A 13,158-nucleotide genomic window follows, 5' to 3' on the forward strand; every position below is an offset into this window, starting at 1 on the left:
CCGAACAACAAGACACTTTTCCTCCCCTCTGTCCCGATTTTGTCTTAGAATTACGCTCAAAAACTGACTCCCTGAGAGAGTTACAAGGGAAAATGCAGGAATACCTCGAAAACGGTTTGCGTCTCGGTTGGTTAATCAATCCCCAGGACCCAACCGTTGAGATTTATCGTCCAAGTCAGGAAGTCGAACAACGCATTCAACCGGATAGTTTAGACGGTGAAACTGTATTACCGGGGTTTAGTTTATCTCTCCGCAGGTTATGGATCGATCGGTAAAGTGTTCTCTCCCTTATCATTATTGTTGTCCGTTCAGCAAAGATATTATGGCACGAGGGGATCAGATTTATGTGTTACGGCCTTTTTTCAATCTGACGGGGGTTTATGAACACCATGGGATTGACTGTGGAGACGGGACGGTGGTTCACTATCGGAAACCTAGTGAGGTGATTGAACGAACTCCCCTGCTGACGTTTTCTCAGGGGAAGAAAGTCTATGTCAAGGACTATCCTACCCATTTTATCCCCGATGTGGTCGTTGAACGCGCTTTTAGTCGATTGGGGGAACGCAAGTATAATTTTTTATTCAATAATTGTGAACATTTTGCCAATTGGTGTAAAACGGGAGTCAGTTGGAGTCAACAAGTTCAGGATTTTATCCCGTTTATTACCCAAACCAACCCGGAACAGTTCCAGCAACCTGTTGAGGAGGCATTACGCTCTACGGATCAGATTAATGCTAAAAAGATGGTGGATCAAGCCTTGGGGAATATTAAAGTCGTTTGGGATAATATCCAACCCCAGTATCAAACTGCGGTACAGGAAACGAAAACATGGCATCGAGTGGCCATGGAGGCATTAAAGCGCGATCGCGAAGATTTGGCAAGGGAGGCCATCCGACGTAAACTCCATTATCATAAACAAGCAAAAGATTTAGAGGCTAAGTTAGATAAGTTGGCCCGCATGACGGAAAATCTGTTAAAAAAGGAAATGTTGATCATGAATAATTAGTTACTACTTTTGGGGTGATCTACCAGTTGTGAAGCGTTCTTATTTATGGACTAATCTAGGGTTTAATGTGCTTTTGCCTTGCTTATTTCTTGGGGTGGCACTTTGGGTAATGCCGATCACTGAAGTCTTTCAGTTTGATACCGATGAAGGGATTAATTTAATTAAAGCAATTTTGTATAATCAGGGGTTTCAACTCTATCAAGAGATTTGGACAGATCAACCCCCTTTATTCACTGTTATTTTAGCCTTTTTTCTGAAGAATGGGCAAAATTGTGTTATTATTGCTCGCTTGCTGGTGTTGGGGTTTGCTACCCTGTTAGTCTGGACATTTACCCAGTTACTTCGGCAAACAGTGGGAGAAATTTATGCAGTAATTGGCGCAGTTTTATTGGTTATTTCGATTAACTTTTTGCGCTTCAGTGTTTCTGTAATGATTGGACTTCCTTCGGTTGCCTTAGCGTTGCTTTCAGTTTATTTTCTATTCTGTTTTTATAAACACAAAAAGACTTATTTTACAACTTTATCGGGTCTTGCTTTGGCGGCCTCTTTACAAGTTAAAATGTTTACACTTTTTCTGGTTCCCCTGATTGCCTTTTATTGGTTGACCGTGGGTAAAATATCTAAAACTAGAAGTCTTTTGTGGTGGCCGTTTTTTCAGTGGTTAGCGAATTTAGGGTTAGGGTATTTATTAATTAGTTTACTGTTGAATGCTTTACAATTTGAACAATTTTTTAATTTTCATGTACAAGATAATTTGCAAGACAAGTTTGTTAATGAACATAGCTTGCAAGATGTGATAGCACTCTATTTACAGGGAATTGATACCGTTTTCTTGTCTATTGCTGGATTGGGGTTAATTCGCTATAAGTTACAACCCGCTAAAATGTCGCAAAAATTATTACAATTTCCGCTAGTTTGGTTGGTTTTAGTGACAGTGCTTTTAGTGAATCATAAGCCGATTTGGTATCATCATTATTTGCTTTTGTCAATCCCCTTAACATGGTTAGCAACTGCGGGGATAAAAGTGGCAGTGAGACAATATGAAAAACAGCAAATTAGACTACAATGGAGGCAGAGAAATTGGGGTAAAATTATTCCGAGAAAAATGGCTGCGATCGCGCTTCTTTTTACCCTTCTCGTCACCCCCATTAAACTCAGTCTCATTCACCTCCAAAACCAGCAATTTATCCAACAAAGTACCGTCCATTGGCAAATCTTAGAAACCGTTAAACAACATCAAGCAAACACCCATTGGTTATTTACCGATCTCCCCATTTATGGAGTATATGCAGACTTGAAAATTCCCCCAGAAATTGCTACCTTTTCGAGAAAGCGGGTGGCCGCTGGAAAAGTTACCCCAGACTTTATTTTCTCAGTGGTGGAGAAGTATCAACCCGAACAATATATATTAAGTCGTTTCCCTTCAGTTAAAGCTCCACTTAATCCCTATTTGCAAGCAAATTTCACAAAAATTCATGATCAAGAGCAAATCCAACATTATGTCCAAAAATAATTGCGAATTGCTAATGAATTAAATAGCATTTGGGAGTTCAATTTCTTTGGGAGAAACCAACGTCCCGGCTAAATTAATAGCCTGATCTTCTGCAAGCGTCCTTGCTTTAGCAAACTGAGTTCGCAGCTTGATAGTTGCAAACTCGTCTCTTGACCCCAAAATTAAGTAAACTATTAATTGACTCGCCAAACTTTTCCCAGACACTTGGATTCGCTTCCTACTGGGATTATAGAGGACACCATACCATAGAGACTGGGGGTAATCCATACCGCTAAACCCTCCCCCTGCATCAAAACGACGCAACTTCTGGAAAACCTCCTCTAAAGACAAACTAGACTGATACACCAAACTTCCCAATGCTTGAACCAAGGCCACTTGGCCAACCGGACGAAACAACAAATTGCCGTCTCCCCCCTCCTTTTCATGGCTAAAATGACGTAACTCCGGAGTCGGGATACCATCCTCAAGTTGACGGTAACTAGGGAGAGTCGCTAAATAGTCAAACAGAGTTTGCAGTTGCGAGAGTCCTGCATCTAACTCCTCACTGTCAGGCCGTAAGGGAATTAACCCCTTTTCACCAGGTTTCCAGTAGGGATAAGGAGGGGATAAATAACAAGTCGCCATATCCTCCAAGGCTTGTAACGTCGTTAATGCAGTAGAATTAGAGGAAACCGTCCCACTATCCCAATTGACGCGAGGGGGATGTTGGGGAGACTCTCGGAGGAGAGGATGAGAAATAGCTAATTGTCGCGCTGTAATTGCAAAGCCATTATCCTCATTTAATAGAGTTAACTGTCCCTTACTGAGACGTTCGGCCATTAGATTAACATGGACAAAAATCGACCGGACTCGTCGTTTCGCGGCCTCATGGGTTTCTCCCGGTAATACCGCAGGGATAAACTCCACTGCTATGGTTTCCTGGGATAATGTTTGCAGAGACTCTCTCTCAATATCATACGCTTGACTCAACCCATCGAGAGTTAAAGCCGGTCCCGTAATTTTCTTCGTCTTCGTGTAGCGGTCTAACCGTCCCGTCTGTAATAATTTGATCAGTCCCTGAATCCCCAATAAGCGGTGTTGACCATCAAGGGCGAACAGAGAGATGTTATCCTCTAAATTGAGTAATCCTGTAGTCGCTGCACGATCAAGAGGCGTAAACGTAGCAGACGACTGCTTGGCCTGTCCATTCCCGTCCCATTCTACCCCATCGGGATCATCGCACCAATGGGGACTCACCACCACCAACAAGGCCGGAAATTTATGATGACGACGGACGGCCAAATATTGGACTAAACTTGCTTGTCTCGACCAGTCTAGGGGACGTTGCTGCAACTGTTCTAGGGTTTCCGCATCCCGAATAATATTATGGGTTTTGGGGTCAAATTTATGCTGAAATAGGGGAAGTTCTGCTGCAAATTGTACACGCTGCGCGACCCATTCGAGGGGGACAGACCCAATATATCCCTCGGTACTCCCCATCTGTGTTTTCTGAACCAGCAGTGACTGAGACTGGGTGAGGAGGTCATCTAACAGGTGGGTTAACTGAGTTGGGTCTGTCGAGTTTAACACAGTAAGCAGTGAATGGTTGATAGTTAATAGTTGATAGTGGATAGTTGAGAATACCACAGGTTTAGGATAAAATCCATTACCCAATTACCCATTACCCCTATGCAAATTTTAGACCGACTTCGCTTAGGACTCGCGGTGGCAACGGCCAAACTTGTCACCGCCATTGTCAAAGGCTTAAAATTAGGTGCGGCCAGTGTCTTACCGGGGGAAATATCCCGTCGTCTCCATCCCCGACTCCTCCCTCTCCTCTTTGAACAAGTCAATAAAGGGGTTATTCTCATTGTAGGCACAAATGGGAAAACCACCACCTCCTTACTCCTGCGAACTATCCTCGAAAACCAAGAACAAAAAGTCACCCATAATGCCACAGGTGCTAATTTAATTAATGGGTTAATTACTGCACTTTTAGCTGATACTAATTTAATTGGCCGTTTAACGACCGATTACGCCATTTTAGAGGTCGATGAGAATGTTTTACCCTTGGTTTTAAAAGACTGTACCCCTCAATATATTTTAGGGTTAAATTTATTCCGTGACCAACTGGACCGTTATGGGGAAGTGGACACCATTAGTTATCGCTGGCAACAGGCAATTAACCCCCTTCCTCAAGAGAGTAAAATTATCTTGAATGCTGATGATCCCACTCTCGCCTATTTAGGGCAAAATTTATCACAAAATGTTGTATATTTTGGCTTAAATGAACCGGAATTATATTTAGAGACTATTCCCCACGCAGTTGACTCCATTTACTGTCCGAGTTGCGGGCATTTATTAGACTATAAAGGGGTCTATCTCTCGCATTTAGGGGATTATACTTGCCCTAGCTGTGATTTTTCCAAGCCCAAATTAATGCTTAATAGTTCCGACTGGGGACAAATTTTAATTGGGGTTTACAATAAATATAATACCCTAGCGGCGGGGGTTTTGTCTTTAGAAATTGGGGTAAAACAGGCAGCCATTAACGAAACAATTCGTAGTTTCAAGGCAGCGTTTGGCCGGGCTGAAGAATTGACGGTACAAGGGAAACATATCCGCATTTTATTATCTAAAAATCCGGTGGGTATGAATGAGACTATTCGGGCAGTTAATACGCTGAAAAAACAAGGAAAGTCTTCTACAAGTTTAATTCTTTTAAATGACCGCACCCCGGATGGAACGGATGTTTCTTGGATTTGGGATGTGGATACGGAAACGCTGGTAAAATCAGGAGGGACTATTATTGTAAGTGGTGATAGAACTTATGATATGGCACTCCGTCTCAAGTACAGTCAGGACAGCCTAGGAGACGCAGGAAGCCCTGTCAATTTGGTGATTGAGGAAAATTTGTCTAAAGCTCTCCAAACTGCCCTAGATGGCACGCCTAGCCACGAAACGTTACACATTTTGCCGACCTATTCAGCAATGTTGGAAGTTCGTAAGTTACTGACAGGACGGCAGATTCTTTGATAATTGGTAATTGGTAATTGGTAATTTAACCAACAACGAATAACCAGCAACCAAAAATCAACAAAAATTACTGTGCTGATATTGTGATTTGATAATCTAGGGGTTGGGCTGAACGGGAGGTTATGACTAATTGATAATAGCCGGTTTTGGGTAATGTTCCAGACCAGGTTCTCTCCTCGATTTTACTGGTAAATAATGGCTCGTTAGGCCCGTGAATGGCGAATTTTACGGCTTGATTAGTAACAACTGTTACAGACAATTTTTGATTTTCCCCTAAGTTCATTAAGTAAACTTGGCCGTCTCCGGGGTTTAGTTCTCCCTTGACGGTTTGGCTGGTTTCTCCGGGGGGAAATACGACGGTTTCGAGGGTTTTTTCGGCTTGTAGGTTTTGCAGTTTATCTAATGCGATCGCACGCCAAATTTGGCCAATGGGACGGTATTGAAACTCCTTGTCTCGTTGTTCTGGGAAAAGGTGGAAAAATCGCGCATCGGCTAATAAGTTTAGGGTGGGTGGGGTTAAATTGAGGAGGGTTAATTCTTGCCGCATTCGTTCTAACTCGACTTGACGATAACGGCCTAACCCCCGTCTCGCTTCTCCTCCGAGGGTGCTGAGTTTTTCTAAGAGTTGTGTTGCGGTTTCATCCCAGCGATCGCGCCATATTTTATCACTCGCGCTCTCATCTGGGGTTTGTCCCTCCATTTCTGGGTATTTGGCCCACACCCGTTGATTGAGGAGAGACTGGAAAAACTCGTAATCAATGGCTAATTCTAAGCGGCGATCGCGCAACGCCAACTTTCGCTCCCGTTCTGCCGGAGGTAACTGGTCCGACGGTTCAGGTTCAGGGTCATCCAACGGCGGAAAACTCAACGGTTCAGGACTCTCCTCCACCTCCACCTCCACCGGAGACGCAACCGGAGACACCTCCAACTCCGGACGGGGAGACGATTGACTCACCTGATTTTTTAACCAAGTCTGACCCAAAAACCAACCCCCCACCCCAGCACCAACCGTAAACCCTAAAACCCCCATCGTTTGTAACAACAACCGTCCCAACCGCTTCACCGTTTTCACCGTATTCTGATCCCCCGACGCAGACGAAGACGAAGGAGGACTGGCCGGGAGATTCTCCTGACTCTCCTTCCCTTGAGCATCCTTGGGAGTCTTAGGTTTCGGCACTTGTCGCAACGCCTTGAGAACATCATACGCATTCTGAAAGCGATCGCTCGGCTGCTGGGCCAACATTTTACGCAAAATCTCCGCCAACTGGGGACTGATCTCCACCTCAGCATCCCACGTCCACCCCTGAGACCTCTCATCATACAACTCCAACGGCTCTTTCCCCGTCAACAACACCAACACCGTCGCCGCCAAAGCATATAAATCACTATACGTATAAATAATCCCCTTCCGTAACTGTTCCGGCGGAGCATACCCCGGTCGTCCCAACCGATGGGCCAACGTCGTCGCCTGGGGATTCGTCGAAGGATCAGTCCGTTCCGTCTCCAACGTCGTCAAAATTTGTTTAATCCCCCCAAAATCAAACAACACCAGACGATTATCCTTTTGTCGCAACAGAATATTATCCGGCGCAATATCCCGATGAATAATCCCCATCGAATGAAGATAATTCAACACCGGAAGCAACTGCTGTAAACAGCGCAACCCATCAATCTCATTAAACGTGCGGCCTTGCACCCAACGCGCTTTTAACAACGTGCGCAGGGTTTGTCCCTCCACATAATCCCGCACCACCAAAACCCGATCTTGTCCCTCCTCCGGTAAATACAACAACTCATAAACCCGGGGAATTTGAGGATGATCAAGACGGGACAGAATCTCCGCTTCCTGACGGAACAACTGTTCTGCCTTCTGACGTAACGCCTCTTGGGGAAGATTTACGCGAAACTCACTGATCGCCCGACGCGCATTCCCCTGTTGACGGTCTTCCGCCAAATAAGTGCAACCCATCGTCCCTTTGCCCAGTTCTCTGAGAATATGATAGCGATCGCTCAATAATGCCCCAACTTCTACAAAACTGACCATACTGAAAAATTCACTCCTCTCCCCATTCTTGTAACAAGATATTTAAGCGAGTTAGCACCAATTCTCAGGAAGAATTGCGACAGCACCCACCAAAATCATAACGGGTTCTAGACCTTCTCCCTTTAACCCCTTGAATCACTTCCCTCACGATCTGTTCCCCAAGCGTCTTCAACCCCCATTCAGGCATAGCACCGGGCATCTCTATCTATTGTCCTGTATTTTTGCCGAGAAGCAACCATCTCCCTGATTGTAAATCCTCTCCCCACCCCTAAAACAGTCCAAGCCTCCCCACCCCTAATCCGGAAATGATACTCTAATTGAGGAACACTCAGAACCAGCCCCCAGCACAACTACTTTATGACTTACTGTTTAGGAATTCTCAACCAAGCGGGTATCGTAATGGCCGCCGATTCGCGCACCAATGCGGGGGTTGATTATATTTCGGTATATCGGAAACTCTTTGATTTTTCCATTCCCCACGAACGAATACTCATGCTTTGCACCTCCGGCAACTTAGCCGTCACCCAAAGCGTCATCACCTGCTTACAACGAGAAATCGAAAACCAAGAACCCCAAAGTCTCCACACCGCCCCCACCATGTACGATGTCGCCCGTTACGTCGGGCAAACCATCCGCAACATCCAAGACTCTGATCGACAATGGTTAGAACGAGATCAAATTGATTTCCAATGTAGCCTCCTCGTCGGCGGACAACTCCCCGGAGAAGTCCCCAAACTCTTTTTAGTCTATTCCCAAGGAAATTGTATCGAAGCCACCCCAGAAACCCCCTTTTTACAAATTGGCGAAACCAAATACGGCAAACCCATCTTAGACCGCACCTTATCCTTTGACACCCCCTTAGAAGCAGCAGCCAAATGCGCCTTACTCTCCATCGACTCCACCATGAAATCTAACCTTTCCGTCGGTCCCCCCATCAACTTAATGATGTACAAAAAAGACAGTTTATTACTCCGCCACCGCCTCCAAATTCGCCTCGGTTCTCCCTACCTCGCCAAAATGCGCAAACTCTGGGAAGAACACCTCCGTAACGCCTTCGATGCCATGCCCAACCTAGAATGGGAACTCCCCGAAGAAGCTGGCGATATTTTAATGGATTAGTTATTTGTTATTTATTATTTGTGAACCAGGGAACAGGGAGTCATAAACCAATCACCAATCACCAATTACCAAGTATCAATTACCAATCACCCATAATGAACATCACCAAACCACACTTTTGGGAAAACCGCTATCAAAATCAAACAACAGGTTGGGACATTGGACAACCCGCCCCTGGCTTCAGAGAATTTTTAGCACAAGAAAACGAAACCTTACCACGAGGAAAAATGGCCGTATTAGGCTGTGGGCGAGGCTATGACGCATTTCCCTTTGCCGAAGCCGGATTTGAAGTTATAGGCTTTGACTTTGCCCCCTCCGCCATTCAAGAAGCCACTCAACTCGCCCAAACCCACAACATTCCCGCCCACTTCCAGCAAGCCGACATCTTCCACCTCCCCAAAACCCACAGCCACCAATTCGACTATCTGCTAGAACATACCTGCTTTTGCGCCATCCCCCCCGAAAAACGCCCAGAATACGTCCAAATAGCCCACTCCCTCCTCAAACCCCAAGGCCAATTCATCGGCATCTTCTTCACCCATTCGCGTCCTGGAGGCCCCCCCTTTGGTGTCACCCCCTCCGAACTGCAAGACGACTTTCAGCCCCACTTTGCCATCAAAACCCTACACCCCGTCACTCAATCCGTCTCCAGTCGTCAGGGAGAAGAACATTTTGGTTGGTTTATTGCCCAATAGACCTAATTCACTCAATTTTTAGCAAAAGATAACAGATCGTAGCAAAACTCCACCCTAACCTTGCAAAATCCTTTAAAGTGTGGAATAGGCTCGACTTACTTTATAAAGATTTCAAGACAATCACAGTATGCAATTAAGTGAACTGACCCATCCCAACCAGTTGCATGGCCTCGATATTCGGCAACTGGAGAACGTTGCGCGGCAAATTCGGGATAAGCATTTACAAACCATTGCGGCCAGTGGGGGACACCTTGGACCCGGCCTCGGTGTTGTTGAATTGACCATTGCCCTCTATCAAACCCTTGACCTAGACCGAGATAAAGTCATTTGGGATGTAGGCCACCAAGCCTATCCCCATAAAATGCTCACGGGACGCTACAACCAATTTCACACCCTCCGCCAAAAAGACGGCATTGCTGGCTATCTGAAACGGTGTGAGAACAAATTTGACCATTTTGGGGCCGGACACGCCTCCACCAGCATTTCTGCTGCATTAGGGATGGCGTTGGCCCGAGACCGCCAAGGGGAAGATTACAAAGTAGCCGCCGTCATCGGGGATGGCGCACTCACAGGCGGGATGGCCCTTGAAGCTATCAACCACGCAGGCCATCTCCCCAATACCAAACTCCTCGTTGTTCTCAACGACAACGAAATGTCCATCTCTCCCAACGTGGGCGCAATTTCCCGCTACCTAAACAAAGTGCGCCTCTCCCCTCCAGTGCAATTCCTGTCTGATAATCTCGAAGAACAATTTAAACATATTCCCTTCTTCGGTGATAGTTTTTCCCCCGACATGGAACGGTTCAAAGAAAGTATGAAACGTCTTGCTGTTCCCAAAGTTGGGGCAGTCATCGAAGAATTAGGCTTTAAATACTTTGGCCCCATTGATGGCCACAACCTCGAAGAATTGATGGCCACTTTCCAACAAGCCCATCAAATGCCGGGGCCGGTTCTGGTTCATGTTGCCACGGTTAAAGGGAAGGGCTACGAAATTGCCGAAAAAGACCAAGTTGGCTATCACGCCCAAAAACCCTTTGATCTAAAAACCGGGAAAGCCTACCCCTCGAACAAACCCACCCCGCCAGGATATTCCAAAGTGTTCGCCCATACCCTCACCAAACTGGCGGAAAATAACCCCAAAATTGTGGGTATTACTGCCGCTATGGCCACGGGGACGGGACTGGATAAACTCCACAAAACCTTACCCAAGCAATATATTGATGTGGGCATTGCCGAACAACACGCGGTGACATTGGCCGCAGGGATGGCCTGTGAAGGGATGCGTCCAGTGGCGGCGATTTACTCCACTTTCTTACAACGGGCTTATGATCAAATTGTCCATGATGTGTGTATTCAGAAGTTGCCTGTCTTTTTCTGTTTAGATCGGGCCGGAATTGTGGGGGCAGACGGTCCAACTCACCAAGGGATGTATGATATCGCCTATTTGCGTTGTCTGCCTAATATGACCATTATGGCCCCGAAAGATGAATCCGAGTTACAGGAAATGCTGGTGACGGGGATTGAACATACACAGGGCCCGATCGCTATGCGTTATCCTCGTGGCAGTGGGGTGGGTGTTCCCCTCATGGAAGACGGTTGGGAAGGTCTCCCCATTGGTAAAGGGGAAATTCTCCGCAATGGGGATGATCTGTTACTGTTGGGCTATGGTTCAATGGTGTATCCGGCTCTACAGGTGGCGGAAATTCTCGGTGAACACGGGATTTCGGCAACGGTGGTGAATGCCCGGTTTGTAAAACCTCTGGATACGGAGTTAATTGTGCCGTTGGCCCAACGAATTGGGAAAGTGGCCACCTTAGAGGAAGGCTGTTTAATGGGGGGGTTTGGTTCTGCGGTAACGGAAGCGTTACAGGATCATGATGTGTTAGTTCCGGTTAAACGCTTTGGGGTTCCAGATCAGTTGGTGGATCATGCCAAACCAGATCAGTCTAAGGGAGATTTAGGCTTAACTCCGTCCCAGATGGCGGAAACGCTGTTAAAACGTTTCTTTAGTGAGCAGTTATCCACGGTTGTGGGATAGTGTCCTGATGAGGGGTGGATGAGTTGTCCACCCCCATATTCTACAATGGTGCGAACTGAGTTCTAAGATTGCAGCAAGCACTATGCCCAAAAAAGCTGATATCGGCAGCAAACGACTGATTAGCTTATCCCCTAACCGTTGGGTGCAATGGGTGACACAAAACCCCAATCTCCAATCTCAAGCCATTTTTTCCTCCGAGTTTCAATGGGTGAGTCGAGAAGGAGATGTTCTCATTCGGGCTACCTCTCCGAAACCGGAGAAATTTTGATTGCCAACGAAGTGCAACTCTATCCTAATCTTCAGTTAGAACAAATTTATGCGACGATTCTTTATTTTCTGAGTAAACCTGTCCAAGTTACCCAATATATGAGTGATTGGCTTGACTATTGTCAAACATCAGAACAAGAACAAGATGAAAATCCTCCGGCTTATATTCAAAGATTACGTCAACTCAAAGCTGAGAGAAGTTTAGTGAAATAATGTTTCAGTTTCTCATTGACGAAAATTTACCGCCTCTTTACCAAGATGAATTACGCAAGCGATTACCAGATATTACGATTTTGAAAATTGGCGATTCTTCTCCGGAGACGCTCCGCATCGGGCTGACTGTCGGGAGAGTGGGGTGTTGGTTTGTGAAGGGTTTGCTTTTCCAGTGATTCAATTAATTCAATTACTTGATCTGGTTTGGGGTGAGTTTTTGGAGTTTTTGGATTGCTGTTTCTAGGGTGAGCATCGTTTGATTCTGTTGGGGGTTTTTTTTACACTTTAGCAAAGGTTCTGGACTCTAGGAAATCAGGGACTTAAAAAGGAGACATTCGTATTCGGTGAAAAAACGGGACATCTGGTGATGAGTTTGCTAGTGTGGAGGGAGGAAGTTTTTGGTAGAAAGATAATGAAGCGTGTCTCGGTCATTCGGAGTCTGTTGGTGTTGGGAGTGTTGCTTCCCGTGGTGGGGGGAGTTGAGGCAGGAGGGGCAATAGAGCGAGAAACCCTAGAACGGGCCCAGAGGCGTTTCTCGACGGAGAGGGTGGCGCAGAATAGCCAAGTCGAGGAGGCAGAGAGGCTTTATCAAGAAGGTTTACAACTGTTTCAACAAGGGACGGCAGAATCGTTGCAAGCAGCAATAGAGAAGTTTGAAGCGGCGATTCCCTTATTTCAATCGGCGGGAGATCAGTTGAATGAGGGTATTGCTAGAGTTGGGGCGGGATTTGCTTACCATAAATTAGGTTCCAATCCTGAAGCCCTAGAACATTACGAACAGGCTTTAGCGATTTGGCAGGTGTTAGGCCAAGAGGCGAGGGGAGAAGACCTAGAAACGGTTCAGACTTGGCAAGCCACTACCCTCAATAATATTGGTTTAGTTTACGATAGTTTAGGAGAAAAAGAAAAAGCCCTAGACTACCTAAACCAAGCCTTACTCTTGACACGAGCAGTGGGCGATCGCGCAGGAGAAGCCCGTACCCTCAATAATATTGGTGGAGTTTACGATGATTTAGGAGAAAAAGAAACAGCCCTAGAGTTCTACAACCAAGCCTTACCTTTGTGGCAAGCAGTGAGCGATCGCGCAGGAGAAGCCAATACCCTCAATAATATTGGTAAGGTTTACTCGGATTTAGGAGAAAAAGAAAAAGCCCTAGAGTTCTACAACCAAGCCTTACCTTTGTGGCAAGCGGTGGACAATGACGCAGGAGAAGCCAATACCCTCAATAATATTGGTAAGGTTTACTC

General features: G+C 45.9%; 13 protein-coding genes. 11 read left to right on the top strand and 2 right to left on the bottom strand.

Going from position 1 to position 13,158, the window contains the following annotated elements:
- The 3 genes from PN462_RS23105 to PN462_RS23115 form a co-directional block, all read left to right on the top strand.
- A partial coding sequence (locus PN462_RS23105; RefSeq protein WP_272131220.1) for a Uma2 family endonuclease occupies window positions 1-275 on the top strand: 275 nt, incomplete at its 5' end.
- A gap of 47 nt (window positions 276-322) precedes the next feature.
- Window positions 323-1,006, top strand: a complete 684-nt coding sequence (locus PN462_RS23110) for a lecithin retinol acyltransferase family protein (RefSeq protein ID WP_272131221.1) — start codon at window positions 323-325, stop codon at window positions 1,004-1,006.
- Window positions 1,007-1,115: 109 nt separating this feature from the next.
- A complete protein-coding gene (locus PN462_RS23115; RefSeq protein WP_272131222.1) occupies window positions 1,116-2,519 on the top strand; it encodes an ArnT family glycosyltransferase in 1,404 nt (467 codons plus the stop codon).
- 18 nt (window positions 2,520-2,537) lie between these two features.
- Here the strand turns inward: PN462_RS23115 and PN462_RS23120 are convergent, their stop codons facing one another.
- Window positions 2,538-4,088 carry a DGQHR domain-containing protein gene (locus PN462_RS23120; RefSeq protein WP_272131223.1) on the bottom strand — a complete coding sequence of 517 codons (1,551 nt, stop codon included), beginning with the start codon at window positions 4,086-4,088 and terminating at the stop codon, window positions 2,538-2,540.
- Window positions 4,089-4,187: 99 nt separating this feature from the next.
- Between PN462_RS23120 and PN462_RS23125 the strand changes: the two genes are divergently transcribed.
- On the top strand, window positions 4,188-5,534 hold the full coding sequence (locus PN462_RS23125; protein WP_272131224.1) for a Mur ligase family protein: 1,347 nt from the start codon (window positions 4,188-4,190) through the stop codon (window positions 5,532-5,534).
- 67 nt (window positions 5,535-5,601) lie between these two features.
- On the opposite strand, the gene PN462_RS23130 is transcribed toward PN462_RS23125, so the two are convergent.
- Complete coding sequence (locus PN462_RS23130; protein ID WP_272131225.1) at window positions 5,602-7,578, bottom strand: serine/threonine-protein kinase; 1,977 nt, start codon at window positions 7,576-7,578, stop codon at window positions 5,602-5,604.
- A gap of 357 nt (window positions 7,579-7,935) precedes the next feature.
- On the opposite strand from PN462_RS23130, the gene PN462_RS23135 reads away from it, so the two are divergent.
- From PN462_RS23135 to PN462_RS23165, 7 genes are all read left to right on the top strand, one after another.
- Complete coding sequence (locus PN462_RS23135; RefSeq protein WP_272131226.1) at window positions 7,936-8,697, top strand: proteasome-type protease; 762 nt, start codon at window positions 7,936-7,938, stop codon at window positions 8,695-8,697.
- Window positions 8,698-8,792: 95 nt separating this feature from the next.
- Window positions 8,793-9,392, top strand: coding sequence for a methyltransferase domain-containing protein (locus PN462_RS23140; protein ID WP_272131227.1), 600 nt, complete (start codon window positions 8,793-8,795; stop codon window positions 9,390-9,392).
- Between the two features lie 127 nt (window positions 9,393-9,519).
- Window positions 9,520-11,430 carry a 1-deoxy-D-xylulose-5-phosphate synthase gene (dxs, locus tag PN462_RS23145; protein WP_272131228.1) on the top strand — a complete coding sequence of 637 codons (1,911 nt, stop codon included), beginning with the start codon at window positions 9,520-9,522 and terminating at the stop codon, window positions 11,428-11,430.
- An 82-nt stretch (window positions 11,431-11,512) separates the two neighbouring features.
- Window positions 11,513-11,698 carry a hypothetical protein gene (locus tag PN462_RS23150; protein ID WP_272131229.1) on the top strand — a complete coding sequence of 62 codons (186 nt, stop codon included), beginning with the start codon at window positions 11,513-11,515 and terminating at the stop codon, window positions 11,696-11,698.
- Window positions 11,695-11,910: a hypothetical protein gene (locus PN462_RS23155; RefSeq protein WP_272131230.1), complete on the top strand. Its 216-nt coding sequence runs from the start codon at window positions 11,695-11,697 to the stop codon at window positions 11,908-11,910. Before PN462_RS23150 ends, PN462_RS23155 begins: the two co-directional genes overlap by 4 nt.
- Complete coding sequence (locus PN462_RS23160) at window positions 11,910-12,086, top strand: hypothetical protein (protein WP_272131231.1); 177 nt, start codon at window positions 11,910-11,912, stop codon at window positions 12,084-12,086. Before PN462_RS23155 ends, PN462_RS23160 begins: the two co-directional genes overlap by 1 nt.
- Before the next feature lie 236 nt (window positions 12,087-12,322).
- A partial coding sequence (locus tag PN462_RS23165) for a tetratricopeptide repeat protein (RefSeq protein WP_272131232.1) occupies window positions 12,323-13,158 on the top strand: 836 nt, incomplete at its 3' end.

The sequence above is a fragment of the Spirulina sp. CS-785/01 genome, from assembly GCF_028330525.1.
Classification (GTDB): Bacteria; Cyanobacteriota; Cyanobacteriia; order Cyanobacteriales; family Spirulinaceae; genus JAQMSD01.